Below are 19805 nucleotides of genomic sequence, written 5' to 3' on the forward strand. Positions count from 1 at the left end.
AGGTGATGCCGGCGGTGGTCCAGCGGGGGCCGTGGCCGGCCAGTCGGGCGCGGAACGCATCCCAGTCATGTGTCCTCGGCGCGGACCAGCCCAGCTCGGCGATGGCCGGCAGCCGGGGGAACAGCATGAACTCGATCTCGGCGAGAGTGGTCACCGATTCGGTCCAGAGCGGCGCCTCGACACCGAGCACCGCGTCGGCCGGTACCCCGGTCAGGTGCGTACCCGGGTCCCAGTCGTACGCCCGGTGCACGTTGATCAGGCCGGCCCAGTCGTGCCCGAGCGGAGTGTCCGGGGCGTACTTCATGTCCAGGTAGGCGTGGTTGCCGGGGGAGAGGATCAGCTTGGCACCCCGGCGTACCGCCTCGGCGGTGACCGGGTCGTCGCCGTTGGTGCCCCACCACTGGAGGACGCGCCCGTCGGCGTGGGTGGCCGGGGCGATCTGGTGCCAGCCGATCATGCGTCGGCCCAGCCCGGCGACGATCCGCTGCACCCGCTCGACGAAGCGGACGTACTCCTCGGCGGGCACCTTGAACGCCTCGTCGCCGCCGATGTGCAGCCACCGGCCGGGAGTGAGGGCGGCGATTTCGCCGAGCACGTCGGCGACGAAGTCGTACGTCCGCTCGCTGGCCGGGTCGACGTAGCTGAACCCGACCTCGGTGCCGGTGTACGGCGGCGGTGCCACCCGGTCCGGCGCCAGCTCCGGGTACGCGACAAGCGCGGCGTTTGTGTGGCCGGGCAGGTCGATCTCGGGCACCACGGTGATGTGCCGGGCCGCCGCGTACGCCACGATCCGCTGGTAGTCGGCCCGGGTGTAGTGCCCGCCGGGGCCACCGCCGACCGCACCGGCCCCGCCGACCGTGGCCAGCCTCGGCCAGGAGTTGACCGCGATCCGCCAGCCCTGGTCGTCGGTGAGGTGCAGGTGCAGGTGGTTGAGCTTGTACCGGGCCAGGTGGTCGATGACCCGGAGCACCTCGGGTACGCCGAAGAAGTGCCGGGCGACGTCGAGCATCGCGCCCCGGTACGGGTAGCGCGGCCGGTCGACGATCGACCCGCCGGGCAGCACCCAGCGCGCAGCGACCGGGTTCGGGTTCTCGATCGCGGCCGGCAGGAGTTGCCGCAGCGTCTGCACCCCGTGGTGCAGGCCGGCGGCGGTGGCGGCGCGGATGCGTACCCCGTCGGTGGCGATGTCGAGCCGGTAGCCCTCGGCCCCGAGTTCGTCGTCGCCGGCCAGGTCGAGGGCGATGCCGCCGGCCGGCGTCGGCATCGCGGTGTCGGTGACCGGCAGCGGGTAGCCGGTGGCCGGGCGTAGCAGTGCGGCGAGCTGCTCGCCGACGGCAAGCGCGGCCGGGTCGGCGCTGACCCGGATCACCGTGTCGGCGCGGAGCAGGTGGTCGGCGGTGGGATCCGGGCTGACCCGCTCGGGGGCGGGCAGCACGTCGCCGAGCCGGACCGGGGCCGGCGGGGCGAGCCGCGCCGCCGCCTCCCGCTCCGCCGCCCCGGCCAGCTCGCCGGCGGTACGCCCCGGCGCCGCCAGCGCGGTCTCCGACCCCGGCGCCGCCAGCGCGGTCTCCGACCCCGGCGCCGCCAGCGCGGTCTCCGACGCCGGTGCCGCCGTGCTGGCGGCGGAGCCCGGTGCCACCAGCGCGGCGGCGGACTCCTGGGCCGCCGGGTCGGCGTCGGCGGGGCGGGACGGGTGACGCGGCTCCGGGACGGTGCTGGACGGCGAGGACACGGCGGCGGCTCCGAGGGGGTGTATTCGCGGCGGTAATGGCAAAAGCGCGTCGGTGACGCTGCGTGTCGTCAAGGGTACGGGAGGTCGCGGATTGCGTATTCGTGCGCGTGGAAACGTTCCCAGGAAATGTCATGAACGTCGATCCTCGGGATTGCTGTGCCTATTGTCACCGAATGGTCCCGGGTCGAGCGGAGTTCGCTTAACCTTCGCCCACCGATCTGCATCGCCCCCCGGATTGTCGGACGTCGGCTTCGGGGTATCAAAAAACTGAACCCTCGTTAAGTGTCAATCCGGGCGCGTGGGAGGCTCTGGTGACAGCGCACAGGACGGTCGAACACAAGTACGTCTACGACTTCGCCGAGGGCAACAAGGACCTCAAGGACCTCCTCGGCGGCAAGGGGGCGAACCTGGCCGAGATGACCAATCTCGGCCTGCCGGTCCCGCCCGGCTTCACGATCACCACCGAGGCGTGCAAGGCGTACCTGGCCACCGGCGAGGAGCCGGCAGGGCTGGCCGACCAGATCGCCGCGCACCTGGCGGCGCTGGAGCAGGAGATGGGTCGACGCCTGGGCGACCCAGACGACCCGCTGCTGGTCTCCGTGCGTTCCGGGGCGAAGTTCTCCATGCCCGGCATGATGGAGACCGTCCTGAACGTGGGACTCAACGACCGCAGCGTGGCCGGACTCGCCCGACAGGCCAGCGGCGACGCCGGCTCCGGCGGGGCGGACCGGTTCGCCTGGGACTCGTACCGGCGGCTGATCCAGATGTTCGGCAAGACCGTCTGCGACGTGCCGGGCGAGGAGTTCGAGCACGCCATCGACGAGGCCAAGCGGGTCAAGGGCACCACCAGCGACCTCGACCTGGACGCGGACGACCTGCGCGGGCTGGTCGACACGTACAAGAAGATCTTCAGCAAGCACACCGGGCGGGAGTTCCCGCAGGAGCCGCGCGAGCAGCTCGACCTGGCCATCCGCGCGGTCTTCGAGTCGTGGAACGCCGAGCGGGCGGTGATCTACCGCCGGCAGGAGCGGATCCCGGCCGACCTCGGCACCGCCGTGAACGTGGTGGCGATGGTCTTCGGCAACCTCGGCCCGGACTCCGGCACCGGGGTCGCCTTCACCCGCGACCCGGCCAGCGGCGCGCAGGGCATCTACGGCGACTACCTGGCCAACGCCCAGGGCGAGGACGTGGTCGCCGGCATCCGCAACACGGTGCCGTTGCAGGAGCTGGAGCGGATCGACAAGACCTCCTACGACGAACTGCTCAGCTACATGGCCCGCCTGGAGCAGCACTACCGGGACCTCTGCGACATCGAGTTCACAATCGAGCGCGGCAAGCTGTGGATGTTGCAGACGCGGGTCGGCAAGCGCACGGCCGCCGCCGCGTTCGTCATCGCCGGCCAGCTCGTCGACGAGGGGCTGATCGACCTCGACGAGGCCCTGCACCGGGTCAACGGCGCCCAGCTCGCCCAGCTGATGTTTCCCCGGTTCGCGCTCGACCACGACTTCCAGCCGGTCGCCACCGGCATCGGCGCCTCGCCCGGTGCGGCGGTCGGCAAGGTGGTGTTCACCTCGGCCCGCGCGGTCGAGCTGGCCGGCCAGGGCGAGGACGTCATCCTGGTCCGCCGGGAGACCAACCCGGACGACCTGAACGGCATGATCGCCGCCCGGGGCATCCTCACCTCGCGGGGCGGCAAGACCAGCCACGCCGCGGTGGTGGCCCGGGGGATGGGCAAGACCTGCGTCTCCGGCGCCGACGAGCTGGACATCGCCGTACCGCAGCGCAGGTTCAGCGTCGACGGGCGGACCGTCAACGAGGGCGACGTGGTCTCCATCGACGGCACCACGGGCAAGGTCTACCTCGGCGAGGTGCCGGTCATGCCGTCGGAGGTGGTGCGCTACTTCGAGGGCGAACTCGACCCCGAGACGATCGACGACCCGCTGGTACGGTCCGTACACCGGATCATGACGCACGCCGACGCCACCCGGCGGCTGGCGGTCCGGACCAACGCCGACACCGGCGCGGACGCGGCGCGGGCCCGGCGCTTCGGTGCCGAGGGCATCGGGCTGTGCCGCACCGAGCACATGTTCCTCGGCGACCGGCGTGAGCTGGTCGAGCGGCTGATCCTGGCCCGTGACCCGGCCGAACGGGAGAACGCCCTGGCCGCGCTGCTGCCGTTGCAGCGGGCGGACTTCATGGAGATCTTCCGGGAGATGGACGGGCAACCGGTCACCGTCCGGCTGATCGACCCGCCGCTGCACGAGTTCCTGCCGCCGCTGGAGCAGCTCGCCGTCGACGTCGCCGTGGCGCAGGAACGCGGCGAGGACGTGGCCAAGGAGGAGGCGCTGCTCGCCGCGGTCCGCCGGATGCACGAGGAGAACCCGATGCTGGGGCTGCGCGGCGTACGCCTCGGCCTGGTCATCCCCGGCCTCTTCGCGATGCAGGTCCGCGCGATCACCCAGGCCGCGGTGGAGTGCACCCGGCAGGGCGTACGCGCCTGCCCGGAGATCATGGTCCCGCTGGTCGGTGCCGTGCAGGAGCTGGAGACGGTACGCGCCGAGGCCGAGAAGATCATCGCCGAGGTGGTCGGCGGCAGCGAGGTCGAGGTGCTGATCGGCACCATGATCGAGGTGCCCCGGGCGGCGCTGACCGCCGGCCAGATCGCCGAGGCGGCGGAGTTCTTCTCCTTCGGCACCAACGACCTGACCCAGATGGGCTGGGGCTTCTCCCGCGACGACGTGGAGGGTGCCTTCTTCTGGCGCTACCTGGAACTGGGCATCTTCGGCATCTCACCGTTCGAGTCCATCGACGCCGACGGGATCGGCCGGCTGGTGCGCATCGCGACGGAGGAGGGGCGGGCGGCCCGTCCCGGGCTGAAGCTCGGCGTCTGTGGTGAGCACGGTGGTGATCCGGACTCGGTGCACTTCTTCCACTCGGTCGGGCTGGACTACGTCTCCTGCTCGCCGTTCCGGGTGCCGGTGGCCCGACTGGAGGCGGGGCGAGCCGCGGTGGTGACGGCCGGCTCGGACAGCCGCTGAGTGGGCGGGCCGGCGAACACCTCGTTCGTCGGCCCGGCTCAGATCGGGGGCCGTCGCCAAGTGATGTGCGGGTCCCGGCGTGGGCGTTGGACCGGCAGGGTGGACATCGGCGTGCGCACGGCCAGCGGGGCGTGCGGGTCCGGCGGGCGCAGTGCCGACGCGGGATGGCGTCGGGCGGCGAGCATCGGGCCAGCCCGGTCGGCCACCGCCCGTGCCTCCTCCCGCAACGCGGCGAGATCGGCCCCGGGGGTGGCGATCAGGGTCAGCAGGGCGTCCTGCCCGGCCGGATAGGTGACCACGCAACCGGCCGCGGTGTGCACCACCGACTCGTGGAACTCGCCCTGCCGGATGGTGGCCGCCATCCGGTGGCCGAGGCCGAAGCTGGCCGCCGCCAGCGCGGCCAGGTGGGCGGCGTCCGTGGCGGGCAGGTCGGTGGAGATCAGCAGACCGTCCGTGCCGGCGAGGAGCGTGCCGGCGACCTCGGGCCGCCGTTGGCGTAGCCCTCGCAACTCGGTGCCCATCATCGTTTCCGCGTCCACGTGCGTGTCTCTCCCCGCCGGTCGTGACTCCGTCTCAACAGGTGACTTTCCGCGATGGAAACGTTACCTGTCGGCGACAATCCGCGCGATCCCGTGACTGTCGGCAATCGGTCGACAACTCTCGACTGATCGGGGGATGCCGCCCCTCGGGGCGCACTTCGTCGTCGCGCCGTCCGGCCCGGCCGGGCGTAGCCTGATCTCGCCCGAGGACCGTCTTCACGAAGGGGTGGCCGGATGAGAGCGCGTACCGAGCTGTCGAAGCAGACTCCCGCCGTTGTCCGGACGGCGGTGCCGGCATGACCAGCGTCTGGCAGAGCCTGACCATCGACGCCCGGGACCCCGCCCGGTTGGCGCGCTGGTGGGCCGAGGCGCTGGGCTACCAGGTGGTCACCGAACGGCCGGACGAGGTGGAGATCCGGCAGTCCGCCGACCGGCTGCCCGGCATCGTCTTCGTGCCGGTGGACGGTGCTAAGGAGGGCAAGAACCGGCTCCATCTCGACCTGCGCCCGGCCGACCGGGAGGCGGAGGTGGAACGGCTTGTCGACATGGGTGCCCGGCACGTCGACGTGGGCCAGGACGGTGACGACTGGACTGTGCTCGCCGACCCGGAGGGCAACGAGTTCTGCGTACTGCGGCAGCGTGCGGATTGACCGCTGACGCGGCACGGCGGGTGGCCGAGCCGGTCAAGGACGCCGGCCACGGTCGTTCGCCGTACCAGCGGGACCGGGCCCGGGTGCTGCACTCGGCGGCCTTCCGCCGGCTCGCCGCGAAGACCCAGGTGCACACGGCGGGCACTGACGACTTCCTGCGTACCCGGCTCACCCACTCGCTTGAGGTGGCCCAGATCGCCCGGGAGATGGGCGCGCGGCTGGGCTGTGACCCCGACGTGGTGGACACCGCCGGGCTGGCGCACGACCTCGGGCACCCGCCGTTCGGGCACAACGGCGAAACCGCCCTGGACGCGGCCGCGGCGGCCTGCGGCGGGTTCGAGGGCAACGCGCAGACGCTGCGCGTACTGACCCGCCTGGAGGCCAAGGTGTACGGCCCGGACGGCGAATCCGCCGGGCTGAACCTCACCCGTGCCTCGCTCGACGCGGTCGCCAAGTATCCGTGGCCCCGCCGGCCGGACCGGCGCAAGTTCGGGGTGTACGCCGACGACCTGCCCGTCTTCGCCTGGTTGCGGTCCGGCTCCCCGGCCGGCGACAGGTGCTGCCTGGAGGCGCAGGTAATGGACTGGGCCGACGACGTGGCGTACTCGGTGCACGACGTGGAGGACGCCATCCACGGCGGATACCTGACGCTGGAGCCGCTGCTCGCCGACGCCGACGAACGGGCCGGTCTCTGCGCCGACGTCGCCGCCGTCTACTCGATCGAGTCGCCCGACTACCTCGACGAGGTGCTTGTCGACCTGCTCGCCGATCCGGTGCTCGCCCCGCTGGCCCGCTACGACGGCAGCCACCGCGCCCAGGCCGCGCTCAAGGCCACCACGAGCGTGCTGACCGGACGTTTCGTGGCGACCGCGGTCGCCGCCACCACCGACCGGTTCGGTACCGGACCGCATCGGCGCTACGCCGCCGACCTCGTCGTACCCCGGCCGTTGCGCGCCCGGTGCGCGCTGCTCAAGGGCATTGCCCTGCGGTACGTGATGCGCCGCGCCGACGCCCAGGGCCGCTACGAACGGCAGCGGGAGATCCTCACCGACCTGATCCGGGTGCTGACCGAGCGGGCGCCGGAGGTGCTCGATCCGGTCTTCGCCCCGTTGTGGCGCGCCGCCCCGGACGACGCGGCCCGGCTGCGGGTGGTGGTCGACCAGGTGGCCTCGCTGACCGACCCGGCCGCGACGGCCTGGCACGCCCGCCTGCTGCCCTGATGGTTAGCCTGGGCTGATGACGGAGCGCCCGAAGACAGTCACCTCCGCCCGCGTGCTGCGCACCGAGCGGCCCACGCCGCACGTCGTCCGGTTGGTGCTCGGTGGCGAGGAACTGGCAGGTCTGCCGGTCGGTGAGTACACCGACCACTACATCAAGATCGTGTTTCCGGTCGCCGGGGTGAACTATCCGCGCCCGATGGACTATGCCGCGATCCGCCGCGAGTTGCCGCGCGAGCAGTGGCCGCGGTTGCGGGCGTACACGGTGCGGGGTTGGGACGCGGCGGCCGGCGAGATGACGGTCGACGTGGTGCACCACGGTGACGAGGGGCTGGCCGGCCCGTGGGCCGCCGGGTTGCGACCCGGCGACGAGGTCCTCTTCACCGGGCCCGGCGGGGCGTACGCGCCGAGCCCGGAGGCGGACTGGCACCTGCTGGTCGGCGACGAGAGCGCGCTGCCGGCGATCGCCGCCGCCCTGGCCCGGCTGCCGGTCGACGCGCCCGCGCACGTCTTCGTCGAGGTCGACGGTCCGGCCGACGAGCAGCCCCTGCCCAGTCCCGGCGTGGTCCGCCTGACCTGGCTGCACCGCGCCGGACGCCCGGTCGGCGAGGCGCTGGTGGCGGCGGTACGCGGGCTCGACTTCCCACCCGGCGCGGTGCACGCCTTCGTGCACGGCGAGGCGGGCTTCGTCCGCCAGTTGCGCCGGCTGCTGCGGGTGGAGCGGGGTGTGCCGCGCGAGTGGCTGTCGATCTCCGGCTACTGGCGCCTGGGCGTGGACGACGAGGGCTGGCGGGCCAGCAAGCCGGACTGGAACCGCCAGGTCGAGGCCGACGAACAGGGCAAGGTCTCCGCCCCGCTCCCTTGACGTCACCGCCCGGTTTCCTTGACGTCTCCGTCCGGTTTCCCTTGACCTGGCAGCCGATAACCGGCAACGTGGCACCCCATTACGTCCGACAGCCGCCGGAAGCGGCTGGTCGGGCGTGATTTGCCGGAACTTCGGGTCACGCGGGCACCGGGACAGGAGGATGGTCAGGGGTGACCATGAGCGAGCAGGTCGACGAGGAGCGGACCGCCGGCGCGAGCGAGAGATTCGACGGGGTGGTGCTCGGGCTGAGCGTCGGCGGGGTGCTCGCCGTGGTGGTCTGGGGGGTGCTGGCGCGCGAGTCGTTGGCCAGCGTCGGCGAGTCCGGACTGGCCTGGGTGATCGACACCTTCGGCTGGTTCTTCGTGGTGGCGGCGAACGCCTTCCTGGTGCTGGCGGTGGTGCTGGCGCTGTCCCGGTTCGGCCGGATCCGGCTCGGCCGGGACGACGACGAGCCGGAGTTCACCACGCTGGCCTGGATCGCCATGATGTTCAGCGCCGGCATGGGCATCGGGCTGGTCTTCTTCGCCGTCGCCGAGCCCATCCAGCACTACGCCACGCCGCCGCCGGCGACCGGCGTCGAGGCGCAGACCGGCCCGGCCGCCGCAGCGGCCATGCAGTACACGCTCTTCCACTGGACCCTGCACCCGTGGGCGATCTACGCGGTGGTGGCGCTGGCCCTGGCGTACTCGACGTTCCGCCGGGGCCGGCAGAACCGGATCTCCGCAGCGTTCCGGCCGGTGCTGGGCGACCACGCCGACGGCGCCGCCGGCCGGGTGATCGACCTGCTGGCCGTCTTCGCCACCGTCTTCGGGACGGCCACCAGCCTCGGTCTCGGTGCCCTCCAGGTGGCGGCCGGGCTGGACCTGGTCGCCGGCATACCGGACACCACCACCGTGGAGGTGGTGGTGATCGGTGCCCTCACCCTGGCCTTCGTGATCTCCGCCTTCTCCGGGCTGCACCGGGGCATCAAGTGGCTCTCCACCACAAACGTGGTGCTGGCCGTCGCGCTGATGTTCTTCGTCTTCGTGGTCGGCCCGACCATCTACACGCTTGAGGTGCTGCCCGCCTCGATCGGCGACTACCTGAGCAACCTGGTCTTCATGTCCACCCGCACCGGGGCGTTCTCGGACCACGCCTGGCTCGGCGGCTGGACGATCTTCTACTGGGCCTGGTGGATCTCCTGGGCGCCCTTCGTCGGCACCTTCATCGCCCGCATCTCCCGGGGCCGCACCGTCCGGCAGTTCCTGATCGGGGTGCTGCTGGTGCCCAGCGGCGCCAGCGCCGTGTGGTTCGCGATCATGGGCGGCAGCGCGCTGCGGGTGCAGGCCACCGGGGCCCGTGACCTGGTCGCGGACGCCGCGGCCGGCAGCGAGCAGGCGCTGTTCGGGCTGCTCAACGCCCTGCCGCTGGCGGCGCTGACAAGCGTGCTGGCCATGGTGCTCGTCGCGCTCTACTTCGTCACCAGCGCCGACTCCGCGTCGCTGGTGCTCGGCTCGCTGACCTCCCGAGGCGCGCTGCGACCGCACCGGGTGCTTGTGGTCCTCTGGGGCATCCTGATCGGTGCCGTCGCCGCGGTGCTGCTGCTCGCCGGTGGGCTCGACGCCCTCCAGCAGGCCACCATCATGATCGCGTTGCCGTTCGTGCTGGTGATGCTCGGTCTGGCCGCCGCGCTGGTCAAGGACATGGCCGAGGATCCGCTGCTCGCCGTGCCGGCGCGTACCCGCCGGCACGGTCTGGCCGAGGCGGTGCGCACCGCCCGGTCGTACGAGGAGGAGGACCCACCCCCGGTCCGGCGCTACCTGCGTCGCCGACCGCGCAGCTGACCGCGCAGCTGACCGCGCAGCTGGCCGCGCAGCTGGCCGCGCCCAAGTGTAAGGAAGGTGCCCTTCTTAACGCCTCGTGTATAGGAAGGGCCCCTTCTTAACATCAGTCGGTCGACGCGGCCTCAGAGGTACGTGACGCCGGTGAGCCGCGGCCCGGGCAACGTACTGATCGACATGTTCATCCATGCCGAGGCGCCGGACCGTTGTCCCGGTTGGCGCGAGACGGTGCTGAGCTACCTGGGCTTCCTGCGGGCTGCGGTCCCCGCCGATCCGGAGCACCCGCGCGCCCAGGAGATCGTCGGCACGCTCAGCCCCGCAGTGAGCAGTTCCGGCAGCTCTGGGCCCGCCACGACGTACGCGAGTCGGTCCACGGCAGCAAGGCGTTCACGCATCCACAGGTCGGCGAGCTGCGCCTGGACTGGGACGCCTGTACGCCGCCGGGACGTACCGGACCGATCCTGATCGCCTACACCGCCGCACCGGGCAGCGCCGACGCCGAGCGACTGGCCCTGCTCGCCTCGCGAGCGCGCCCGCTGACGGTGGGCGTTGTTGATCGGCTTTGTTAAGAAGGGGCCCTTCCTCTACCGGAGGCGTTAACAGGGGGCCCTTCCTTACCCGCGGGAGCGGGCAGGGCAGGATGTATGCGAGGGGGTGGCGGCATGGCGGGGCGGATCCGGGACGAGGACATCGCGCTGGTCCGGGAGCGTACCTCCATCGCCGAGGTCATCTCCGACACGGTGACGCTCAAGTCGGCCGGCGCCGGCAACCTCAAGGGGCTCTGCCCGTTCCACGACGAGAAGAGTCCCTCGTTCAACGTCTCGCCGGCCCGTAACGTCTGGTACTGCTTCGGCTGCGGGGCCGGCGGCGACGCCATCAAGTTCCTGATGGACGCCGAGCATCTCAGCTTCGTGGAGGCGGTGGAGCGGCTCGCCGACCGGGCCGGGTTGCAGCTGCGCTACGTCGAGGACGACAAGTCCGCGCCGCGCGGTAACCGGCCGCAGCAGGGGCAGCGGCAGCGGCTGGTCGCCGCGCACGCCGCCGCGGTGGAGTTCTACACCGCCCAGTTGACCACGGCCGGGGCGCGTACCGCCCGGGAGTTCCTCGCCCAGCGGGGCTTCGACCGGGCCGCCGCCGAGCGGTACGGCTGCGGGTTCGCCCCCGAGGGCTGGGATCCGCTCACCCGGCACCTGCGCCAGCGCGGCTTCAGCCACGACGAACTGGTCACCGCCGGGCTGTCCCGGCCGGCGCGCTCCGGCAGCCTGATCGACCGGTTCCGGCGCCGGCTGCTCTGGCCGATCCGCGACCTGACCGGCGACGTGATCGGCTTCGGCGCCCGGAAGCTCTTCGACGACGATGACGGCCCGAAGTACCTGAACACCCCCGAGACGCCGATCTACAAGAAGTCGCACGTGCTCTACGGCATCGACCAGGCCAAGCGGGAGATCGCCAAGCAGGGCCGGGTGGTGGTGGTCGAGGGCTACACCGACGTGATGGCCTGTCACCTGGCCGGCGTACCGACCGCCGTGGCGACCTGCGGCACCGCCTTCGGCGCCGACCACATCGGCGTATTGCGGCGGCTGCTGCTGGACACCGACGCGGTCGCGGGCGAGATCATCTTCACCTTCGACGGGGACGCCGCGGGGCAGAAGGCCGCGCTGCGCGCCTTCGAGGACGACCAGCGCTTCGTCGGGCGTACCTTCATCGCGGTCAGCCCGGACAACATGGACCCGTGCGAGCTGCGCCTGGCAAAGGGCGACCTGGCCGTCCGCGACCTGGTCGCCCGCCGCGAGCCGCTTGTCGACTTCGCGCTGCGGCACGTGATCAGCCGGTTCGACCTGGACACCGTCGACGGCCGGGTCGAGGCGATGCGCCGCGCCGCGCCGCTGGTGGCCAAGCTCAAGGACCAGGAGAAGCGCCCCGAGTACGTCCGCAAGCTCGCCGGTGACCTCGGGATGGAGATCGAGCCGGTGCAGCGGGCGGTGCTGGCCGCCGCCTCGGGCCGACCGGCGGACGGGCCGGCGCGGCCCGCCCGGGCCGAACCGACAGTGGACAGCCCGCAGTCGATGGTCGAGCGGGAGGCGCTCAAGCTGGCCCTCCAGGAACCGGTGCTGGCCGGGCCGATGTTCGACGCCGTCGAGGCGACCGACTACCGGCACCCGGTGCACGTGGTCGTCCGGGCCGCGATCACGGCGGCCGGTGGGGCGGCGGCGGCCACCGGTGGCGCGGTGTGGATCGAGGCGGTCCGCGACGCCTGCGCCGACCTCGCGGCCCAGGCCCTGGTCGGCGAGCTGGCGGTGGAGCCGCTGCGGATCGACGGCGACCCGGATCCCCGGTACGTCTCGGTCACCATGGCCCGGTTGCAGTGGGGCTCGGTGACCGCCCGGATCCGCGAGCTGAAGTCGCGGATCCAGCGGATCAATCCGGTCAACAACAAGGACGAGTACTTCGCCACCTTCGGCGAGTTGCTCTCGCTGGAGCAGCACGCCCGAGCCCTGCGCGAGCAGGCAGCGGGAGGATTGTAGAAACATGGGACTGTTCCGCCGCCGGCCCAAGCTGCCCTCGGCCGCCCGCCCCCCGCTGGACCGCGACGAGCGGGTGCTGGCCTGGGCCGCCGCCGGCAACGGCGAGGGCGACGGGGTGGTGGTCGCCAGCAACCTCGGGCTCTGGCTGCCCGGCCGGGGCCACCGGCTCGGCTGGCACGAGATCGTCAAGGCCGTCTGGTCCGGCCGGGAGTTGCGCGTCACCCCGGGTGAACGGGTGACCGAGCGCGACGGCTACCTGGTGATCGCCGACCGCCCGGCCGAGAGCTACCTGCTGCTCGATCCGGGCGAACTGCCGCACCAGGTACGCACCCGGGTCACCAGGTCCGTCGCGTACACCCAGCATCATGCCCTGCCTGGCGGGTCCGGCCGGATCGTCGGTCGGCGGGTGCCCGGCGCGGACGGTCTCACCTGGATGGTCCACTACGACCCCGGCACCCCCGGCGACGACGAGGACGTGGTTAACGAAACGGGCCGCCTGGTGGCGGCGGCCCGCACCGCGACGACGCCCTCGGACCTGTGACCCGCCGCTCGCCGCGGTAGCCCCGGGCCGCCCGGCGGACCGGAAACTCGGTGGGAAGTGTCGGACCGGCTGTCTAGGGTCCGGGGGTGACCATGGCACAACCACTCATCCAGGCGCGGGGGCTGGTCAAGCGGTTCGGCGACTTCACCGCCGTCGACGGCATCGACGTGGCGGTCAGTCCCGGTGAGGCGTTCGGCTTCCTCGGCCCCAACGGCGCCGGCAAGTCGTCCACCATGCGGATGATCGGCTGCATCTCGCCGCCCAGCTCCGGGGAGCTGCGCATCCTCGGCATGGATCCGGTGCGTGACGGCCCCGGCATCCGGGCCCGCCTCGGCGTCTGCCCCCAGCTCGACAACCTCGATCCCGAGCTGACCGTCCGGGAGAACCTCACCACGTACGCCCGCTACTTCGGCATCCCCCGCCGGGTGGCCCGGGCACGGGCCGCCGAGCTGCTGGATTTCGTGCAGCTCAGCGAGCGGGCGGAGAGCAAGGTCGAGCCCCTCTCCGGCGGCATGAAGCGCCGGCTCACCATCGCCCGCGCGCTGGTGAACGAGCCGGACATCGTGCTCCTCGACGAGCCGACCACCGGCCTCGACCCGCAGGCCCGGCACCTGGTCTGGGAACGGTTGTTCCGGCTCAAGCGGCAAGGCGTCACGCTGGTGCTCACCACGCACTACATGGACGAGGCCGAGCAGCTCTGCGACCGCCTGGTTGTGATGGACGGCGGGCGGATCGTCGCCGAGGGGTCACCGCGCGCGCTCATCGAGCGGCACGCCACCCGCGAGGTGGTCGAGCTGCGCTTCGCCGGCGACTCGCAGGAGGCGTTCGCCGGCAAGCTGGACGCCCTTGCGGAACGGGTCGAGGTGCTGCCCGACCGGATTCTGGTCTACGTGCCCGACGGTGACGCGGCGGTGGCCGAGGTGGCCGCGCTCGGCCTGCGCCCGGCCAACGTGCTGGTCCGGCGCAGCAGCCTGGAGGACGTCTTCCTGCACCTCACCGGCCGCACCCTCGTCGACTGACCCAGGACTGGAAAGGGTGCTGCCATGGCACAGCTGACCCGGGACCGACCCACCCTGCCGCGGGTGCCGGCCCTGACGGTGCTCGAATACCACCTGGTGGGTTACCGGCGCACCTGGCGGTCCGGTGTCTTCTCGTCTTTCCTGCTGCCCACGCTTACCGTGCTCGGGTTCGGCGTCGGCGTCGGCTCCTACATCGACCAGGGCGTCGGTGGCGTCTCCTACCTGGAATGGATCGTCGGTGGGCTGCTCGCGTCGACGGCGTTGCAGGTGGCGGTCGCGGAGTCGACGTGGCCGGTGTTCGGTAACCTCCAGTGGCAGAAGATCTACTACGGGCAGCGTTCGTCGCCGCTGCGAGTGGGCGACATCCTCGCCGGTCACCTGTCGTTCGTACTGTTCCGGGTGCTGACCTCGATCACCGCGTTCCTGCTGGTGACCGGCGCGCTGGGGGCGCTGCGGTCGCCGTGGGCGGTGCTGGCCGTGCCGGTGGTGGCGCTGCTCGCGCTTGCCGTCGCCGCACCCACCTTCGCGTACGCCGCGTCGGTCGACTCGGACAGTTGGCTGGCGATGCTGTTCCGCTTCGCGGTGATCCCGATGACCCTCTTCGCCGGGGTGTTCTTCCCGGTCGAGTCGCTGCCGCTGGTGCTGCGCTGGCTCGCGTACGCCACGCCGCTCTGGCACGCCGTGGATCTGTGCCGGGCGGCGGTGCTCGGCGTGGCCCCGCACTGGTCGGTCGCCGGCCACCTGGGCTACCTCACCGCCTGGACGGTCGTGGGCTGGCTGCTCGCCCGGCGCGCCTTCGCCCGCAAGCTCGTCGTCTAGGAGGGGTTCATGGTCAACCTGGTGCTGCCCCGGCTGGTCGACGTCGCCGCCGCGTCGCGGCGATCCGCGTCGGTGACCGGGCGCAATGTCGCGGCCCTGCGGTCCGTCTACTGGCTGCTGCTCATCTCCGGCTTCGTCGAGCCGCTGCTCTACCTGCTGTCGATCGGCGTCGGGGTGGGTGCGCTGATCGGCGACCTGACGTTGCCCGGCGGTGCGGTCGTCACGTACGCGGCCTTCGTCGCCCCGGCCATGCTCGCCTCGTCGGCGATGACCGGTGCGCTCGCGGAGACCACATTCAACTTCTTCGGAAAAATGAAGTACATGAAGCTGTACGACGGGGTGATCGCCACCCCGGTACGGCCGTTCGAGATCGCCCTCGGCGAGTTGGCCTGGGCGATGCTGCGGGGCAGCGCGTACTCTGCCGCGTTCCTGGTGGTGATGGTGGTGATGGACCTGACCACGCCCGCCCGCGCGCTCGCCGCGTTTCCGGCGGCGGTGCTTGTCGGCTTCGCGTTCGGCGCGCTCGGCATGGCGATCTCCACATTCATGCGCAGCTGGCAGGAATTCGACCTGATCAACTCGGCCCAGTTCGCGCTCTTCCTCTTCTCCGGCACCTTCGTACCCGCCGAGGCGTACCCGGCCCTGCTGCGCTGGCTGGTCGAGGTGACCCCGCTCTACCGGGCGGTGCACCTGATCCGCGGGCTGACCGTCGGCACGGCCGACCGGGGAATGCTGCTCGACGTGGCCTACCTGCTCCTGATGCTGGCGGTCGGCCTACTGATCGCCTCACGCCGAATGACCCGCCTCCTCTACCGCTAGCCCCCCCACCACCCCACCCCACCGCGTTGATCATGAGGTTAGCGGCACTTTGAAGATCAACTGCTGCCGCTAACCTCATGGTCAACCGGGTTGGGGAGGGGTCAGCTGCCCTGGTAGTAGCGGGCGGCGCCGGGGTGCAGGGGAATCGGGTCGGTGGAGGAGGCACTCTGGCGGTCGAAGTTGCGGGCCTCGGGGTGGGCCGCCGCCAGGTCGGCCTGGTAGGTGAAGAGCAGCCGGGTCAGGTCGTACGCCAGCTGGTCGGGCATGTCCGCGCTGACCAGGATCACGTTGGCCACGGTCACGGTCGGGGTGGCGGCGGCCGTGTCGTAGGTTTTCCGGGGCAGCTCGGCGGTGGTGTAGACGGATCCGTGGGTGGCGCTGAGCGGCTCGATCAGGTTGGCGACCGGCAGCAGGGCGAACCGGTTCCGGGCACCATTGAGCAGGTCGGCGATGCCCGGCGTGGGCAGCCCGCCGGAGAAGAACATCGCGTCCAGGGTGCCGGCCCGCATCCGGGTCACCGTCTCCGGCAGCGACAACCGGGTCCGGCGTACGTCCCGCTCCGGATCGAGTCCGGCGGCGGTGAGCAGCCGGCCCGCGATGACGTCCGTACCGGACTTGGGTGAACCGGTGGAGACCCGCTTGCCGCGCAGCGCCGCCAGGTCGGTGATTCCGGCGTCGACCCGGACGATCACGTGGGTGTAGTTGCTGTAGACCCGGGCCAGGGCCCGGACCGGCTGGGGTCGACCGGCGAAGGCCCCGCGTCCGGCGGTGGCGTCCGCAGCCGTGTCGGCCAGGCTGAAGGCGATCTCCATGTCGCCCTCGACCAGCCGGGTGATGTTCTCCCCGGAGGCACCTGTCGGTTCGGCGCGCGCCTCGTAGCCGGGCAGGTGGCGGCTGATGACGTCGGCGTATCCGCCGCCGAGCTGGTAGTAGACGCCTGTGGTGTTGCCGGTGGCCAGGAAGATCCGACCGTCGTGCCACGGGCTCGGCTGCGGAGTCTCCTCGGTGCTGCCGCAACCGGCGGTCAGCCCGACCAGCAACCCGACCGTGAGCAGTGCCGCCCCCAGCCGCCGTCGCCCGCTTATGCCGGCCCTCCGTCGGCGCTGCGGGCCGCCATGAGGCAGCATCCGACTGCGGTCCGCGCTCATGCCCGGACCGCCGGTTCCAGGGCCTCGGCGACCCGCTGGACCAGGGTGGCCGTCTCGTAGCCGATCTGGCCCAGGTCGCAGCCGGAGGCGGCCAGCACCCCGAGCAGGGCCCGGTCGCCGACCGCCATCACCAGCAGCACACCGCCGTCCATGTCGACGATCTGCTGCCGGACCCGGCCGGCGGACATCAGTCGTGCGGCGCCGACGGTCAGGCTGGCCAGGCCGCTGATCACGGCGGCGAGCTGGTCCGCTTGGTCGGTGGAGAGGTGGGGTGAGGCAGCCAGCCGCAGTCCGTCTCCGGAAACGGCGAGGGCGTGCGACACGTCCGGGACCTGCTCGGCGAAGTTCGCCAGGAGCCAGTCGAGTCCGGGGCTGACGTTGGTCATCATTCGGGCCTCCCGGTCGGTTTCGTCTGGTTACGTCGCATCGCGGAGGCGACCCCGGCGGAGAGGGCGGACAGCCGGGCCCGCACCACCTCGGGGTCGAGCAGGTCGCTGGCGGCCTGCTGGGTCGGCAGGTCCTGCAGTTCGGCCTGCAAGCCATCGCCGCGGATCCGTCGGGGCAGGCCGGTGGTGGTCGTCCCGGGCGGCCGGGCACCGGGTGCCCACGCCGGCTGACCGGCCGCACCGTTCGCCGCCGTCGGCCCGTTTCCGGTGACTGGCCCGTTTCCGGTGACTGGCCCGTTCCCGGTGACCGGCCCGTTCCCGGCCGTCGGCCCATGGCCGGTGACCGGCCGGTTCCCCGGCCCGTTGGCGGTAACTGGTCCGTTCGCCGGCCCGTTGGCGGTAGCTGGCCCGTTGGCGGTGGCTGGTCCGTTTCCCGGCCCGTTGGCCGTCGAGGTCCAGGTGCCGGGCCCGTTGGCCGTCGCGGCTCCGTTGGCCGTCCAGGCCGGCGGCCGGTCCGGTGCCGGACCGGACCAGCTGGCCCCGGCGGTGCTGTTGCGTACCACCGGGAGGGTCATCGTCGGGGCCTGGTGCACGCTGAACCGGTCCGGCGCGGTGGTCACCAGGTCCGCTCTGGGCGGTGTCGGCACGGGCTCGCCGGCCCGCGGCCGGAACCAGGCACCGGCGGTCGACGGGGCGGACCGGGGACCGATGGTGGGTCGGCCGTTGATCTCCTCGGCCCGGGTGAGCAACGCCTCCGGCACGTCCACCTGGGCCACCATGCCGCCACCGGTGCTGTGCAGCCGTACCTGGATGCTGTGCCGGGCGGCCAGGTGCGCCACCACGTGCAGCCCCATGCTGCCGGCCGCCGCGCTGGAGAGCATGGCGGGTGCCCGCAGCCGTTCGTTGATCTCGGCGAGCCGGTTGTTGCCGACGCCGATGCCCTGGTCGTGCACGCGTACGGTGAGCCCGTCGACGGTACGTCGGCCGTCCACGTGCACAGGTGCCTGGGGCGGTGAGTACGCGGTCGCGTTCTCCAGCAGCTCGGCAAGCAGGTGGACCAGGTTGCCCACCGCCGACCCGTGCACCGCGACGGTGGGTACGTCGATCTCGACCCGGGCGTACTCCTCGATCTCGGAGGCGGCACCGCGTACGACGTCGGCCAGCAGGTGCGGCCCCTCGTGTGAGCGGCCCAGTTCACCACCGGCGAGGACCAGCAGGTTCTCCCCGTTACGCCGCATCCGGGCGGCGAGATGGTCGAGCGCGAAGAGCCGGTCGAGCGCGTCCGGGTCGGTCTCCTCCCGCTCGAACTCATCGAGCAGCCGCAGCTGCCGGGTGATCAGCGTCCGGATGCGGCGGGCCAGCGCCTCGACCATCCGGGTCACGTCCATCCGCAGTTCGGCCTGCTCACCGGCGAGCCGCAGCGCGGCCCGGTTCACGGTGTCGAACGCCTCGGCCACCTGGGCGATCTCGTCCCGCCCGCGACTGATCCCCGCGGTGAGCTGCGACGCTGGTCCCTCCGCCCGGCTGCTGTCGCCGGCCGAGATCGCGGTGATCCGTTCGGGCAGCTCCCGGTGTGCCATGGCGAGCGCGGCCACCCGTAGCCGGCGCAGCCGGCGGCTGGTGCGTACCGCCAGCAGGGCGGCGGCGGCCAGCGAGACCAGCGCGAGGGTGCCGGCGGAGCCGCCGGTGACCAGGGCCCGTTGCCGGGCCTCGGCAGCCAGCGTGACGGCGCGGCGGTCGAGTTCGGCGGAGAGTTCCCGGCCCAGCAGGTTGAGCCGGCGAATGGCGCCGCTCTGCGCCACGTACCAGGCGTCGCCGTCGGTGGCGAGCGCGGCCGGCTCGGCCTCGGCGTTCAACGCGCTGTCCCGCATCCGCCGGGCGGTGGAGACATCGGTGCCGGCGAGCAGGCGGGTGAGCGCAGCCGTGGCGGGTTCCCCGGCGATCCGGGAGAACTCGGCCTGCCGCTGCTCCTGCGCGCCGCGTAGCCGGCCGAGCCTGGCCAGCTCGCCCTCGGCCAGGCTGCCCCGGACGAAGATGGTCCGGAGCAGGTCACGTTCCAGCGAGGCCAGGTGCTCCTGGGCGGCGACCGCGGCCACCTCGCGGGCGCGGTTGGCCAGCTCGGGGTCGCGCAACTGGGCGGGGAGCGCGTCGGCGACGACAAGCAGCGACTCAGCCAGGGCCACGTAGACGCCGTCGGCGGTGTCGGCGCGCAGCGCGGCGACCCGTGCCTCGTCGAGTTGGTTGAGGTGTTCGGTCACGCCGTCCAGGGCCCGACCCAGCCCGGGCGCGGCGGTACGGGCGTCCGAGCTGGCGGAGCGGTAGCGTTCGGCGGCCGCGTCCACCCGGCGCCGCTGGGCGTCGACCAGCGGCCGGCCGGACGTCCCGCCGCGCTGCCGCAGCGCGGCCGTCTCACCGAGTTCCCGCTCCAGCTCGTGGACCAGGGAGACGGTGGCGGTGGCGGTGCCGGCCAGGGTACGGGCGCGCTGCGCGTCGGCGGAGGCGGAGAGCGCGTCGCTGGTCTGGATCGCGCCCAGCACGACCAGACCGGCGGTGGCGACCAGGATCGGTGCGAGTAGCTGGGTACGGACCGACCAGAGCCGGTCGGTGTGCCCGGTCGGACGGTTGTGCCGGCGTACGCGGGCCAGGGTGGACAGCGGCACGGGCTTCTCCCGGAGTCGGGGCGACCG

15 protein-coding genes and 1 pseudogene are annotated in these 19805 nt (G+C 72.3%); 11 read left to right on the forward strand and 5 right to left on the reverse strand.

The features are described from left to right. The coding region (locus AC507J_RS27140) for a beta-N-acetylhexosaminidase (protein ID WP_496292514.1) at window positions 1-1561 on the reverse strand (1561 nt) is incomplete at its 3' end. Between the two features lie 482 nt (window positions 1562-2043). Here AC507J_RS27140 and ppdK point away from each other — a divergent pair. Continuing rightward, complete coding sequence (gene ppdK, locus AC507J_RS27145; RefSeq protein WP_496292425.1) at window positions 2044-4770, forward strand: pyruvate, phosphate dikinase; 2727 nt, start codon at window positions 2044-2046, stop codon at window positions 4768-4770. 38 nt (window positions 4771-4808) lie between these two features. Here the strand turns inward: ppdK and AC507J_RS27150 are convergent, their stop codons facing one another. Further along, window positions 4809-5309 (reverse strand): roadblock/LC7 domain-containing protein, encoded by a 501-nt coding sequence (locus AC507J_RS27150; RefSeq protein ID WP_496292427.1) that lies wholly within the window; start codon window positions 5307-5309, stop codon window positions 4809-4811. A 296-nt stretch (window positions 5310-5605) separates the two neighbouring features. Between AC507J_RS27150 and AC507J_RS27155 the strand changes: the two genes are divergently transcribed. The 10 genes and pseudogenes from AC507J_RS27155 to AC507J_RS27200 all read left to right on the forward strand — a co-directional run bounded on the left by AC507J_RS27155 (window position 5606) and on the right by AC507J_RS27200 (window position 15584). Continuing rightward, a complete protein-coding gene (locus AC507J_RS27155; protein ID WP_496292429.1) occupies window positions 5606-5959 on the forward strand; it encodes a VOC family protein in 354 nt (117 codons plus the stop codon). Beyond that, a complete protein-coding gene (locus AC507J_RS27160; RefSeq protein ID WP_496292431.1) occupies window positions 5956-7179 on the forward strand; it encodes a deoxyguanosinetriphosphate triphosphohydrolase in 1224 nt (407 codons plus the stop codon). The genes AC507J_RS27155 and AC507J_RS27160 overlap by 4 nt, the downstream gene beginning before the upstream one ends. 16 nt (window positions 7180-7195) lie before the next feature. After that, window positions 7196-8041 (forward strand): siderophore-interacting protein, encoded by an 846-nt coding sequence (locus AC507J_RS27165; protein WP_496292433.1) that lies wholly within the window; start codon window positions 7196-7198, stop codon window positions 8039-8041. A gap of 176 nt (window positions 8042-8217) precedes the next feature. Then, window positions 8218-9864 (forward strand): BCCT family transporter, encoded by a 1647-nt coding sequence (locus AC507J_RS27170; RefSeq protein WP_496292435.1) that lies wholly within the window; start codon window positions 8218-8220, stop codon window positions 9862-9864. Window positions 9865-10038: 174 nt separating this feature from the next. Next, window positions 10039-10430 (forward strand): annotated as a pseudogene (locus tag AC507J_RS27175) (MmyB family transcriptional regulator). 75 nt (window positions 10431-10505) lie between these two features. Further along, window positions 10506-12386, forward strand: a complete 1881-nt coding sequence (gene dnaG, locus AC507J_RS27180; RefSeq protein WP_496292437.1) for a DNA primase — start codon at window positions 10506-10508, stop codon at window positions 12384-12386. A 4-nt stretch (window positions 12387-12390) separates the two neighbouring features. Beyond that, window positions 12391-12927 carry a hypothetical protein gene (locus AC507J_RS27185; protein ID WP_496292439.1) on the forward strand — a complete coding sequence of 179 codons (537 nt, stop codon included), beginning with the start codon at window positions 12391-12393 and terminating at the stop codon, window positions 12925-12927. An 86-nt stretch (window positions 12928-13013) separates the two neighbouring features. Continuing rightward, window positions 13014-13946, forward strand: coding sequence for an ABC transporter ATP-binding protein (locus AC507J_RS27190; RefSeq protein WP_496292441.1), 933 nt, complete (start codon window positions 13014-13016; stop codon window positions 13944-13946). A 24-nt stretch (window positions 13947-13970) separates the two neighbouring features. Then, complete coding sequence (locus AC507J_RS27195; protein ID WP_496292443.1) at window positions 13971-14765, forward strand: ABC transporter permease; 795 nt, start codon at window positions 13971-13973, stop codon at window positions 14763-14765. A 9-nt stretch (window positions 14766-14774) separates the two neighbouring features. Continuing rightward, window positions 14775-15584 (forward strand): ABC transporter permease, encoded by an 810-nt coding sequence (locus AC507J_RS27200; protein WP_496292445.1) that lies wholly within the window; start codon window positions 14775-14777, stop codon window positions 15582-15584. A gap of 101 nt (window positions 15585-15685) precedes the next feature. On the opposite strand, the gene AC507J_RS27205 is transcribed toward AC507J_RS27200, so the two are convergent. The 3 genes from AC507J_RS27205 to AC507J_RS27215 are packed head-to-tail and all read right to left on the reverse strand — an operon-like array spanning window position 15686 to window position 19778. After that, window positions 15686-16732 (reverse strand): TAXI family TRAP transporter solute-binding subunit, encoded by a 1047-nt coding sequence (locus AC507J_RS27205; RefSeq protein WP_496292447.1) that lies wholly within the window; start codon window positions 16730-16732, stop codon window positions 15686-15688. Then, entirely contained in the window at window positions 16729-17121 is a 393-nt protein-coding gene (locus AC507J_RS27210; protein WP_496292449.1) for a roadblock/LC7 domain-containing protein, read from the reverse strand. The genes AC507J_RS27205 and AC507J_RS27210 overlap by 4 nt, the downstream gene beginning before the upstream one ends. Beyond that, window positions 17118-19778 (reverse strand): sensor histidine kinase, encoded by a 2661-nt coding sequence (locus tag AC507J_RS27215; protein ID WP_496292451.1) that lies wholly within the window; start codon window positions 19776-19778, stop codon window positions 17118-17120. The genes AC507J_RS27210 and AC507J_RS27215 overlap by 4 nt, the downstream gene beginning before the upstream one ends. Window positions 19779-19805: the final 27 nt, after the last annotated feature.

Source organism: Micromonospora sp. PRAS1, from assembly GCF_059553435.1.

What these genes read in the sequence shown, in the direction of transcription:
- AC507J_RS27205 (WP_496292447.1), bottom strand. Translation starts at nt 16,732, where the DNA reads ATGAGCGCGGACCGCAGTCGGATGCTGCCTCATGGCGGCCCGCAGCGC.
- AC507J_RS27200 (WP_496292445.1), top strand. Translation starts at nt 14,775, where the DNA reads ATGGTCAACCTGGTGCTGCCCCGGCTGGTCGACGTCGCCGCCGCGTCG.
- dnaG (WP_496292437.1), top strand. Translation starts at nt 10,506, where the DNA reads ATGCGAGGGGGTGGCGGCATGGCGGGGCGGATCCGGGACGAGGACATC.
- AC507J_RS27195 (WP_496292443.1), top strand. Translation starts at nt 13,971, where the DNA reads ATGGCACAGCTGACCCGGGACCGACCCACCCTGCCGCGGGTGCCGGCC.
- AC507J_RS27210 (WP_496292449.1), bottom strand. Translation starts at nt 17,121, where the DNA reads ATGATGACCAACGTCAGCCCCGGACTCGACTGGCTCCTGGCGAACTTC.
- AC507J_RS27155 (WP_496292429.1), top strand. Translation starts at nt 5,606, where the DNA reads ATGACCAGCGTCTGGCAGAGCCTGACCATCGACGCCCGGGACCCCGCC.
- AC507J_RS27170 (WP_496292435.1), top strand. Translation starts at nt 8,218, where the DNA reads ATGAGCGAGCAGGTCGACGAGGAGCGGACCGCCGGCGCGAGCGAGAGA.
- AC507J_RS27185 (WP_496292439.1), top strand. Translation starts at nt 12,391, where the DNA reads ATGGGACTGTTCCGCCGCCGGCCCAAGCTGCCCTCGGCCGCCCGCCCC.
- AC507J_RS27165 (WP_496292433.1), top strand. Translation starts at nt 7,196, where the DNA reads ATGACGGAGCGCCCGAAGACAGTCACCTCCGCCCGCGTGCTGCGCACC.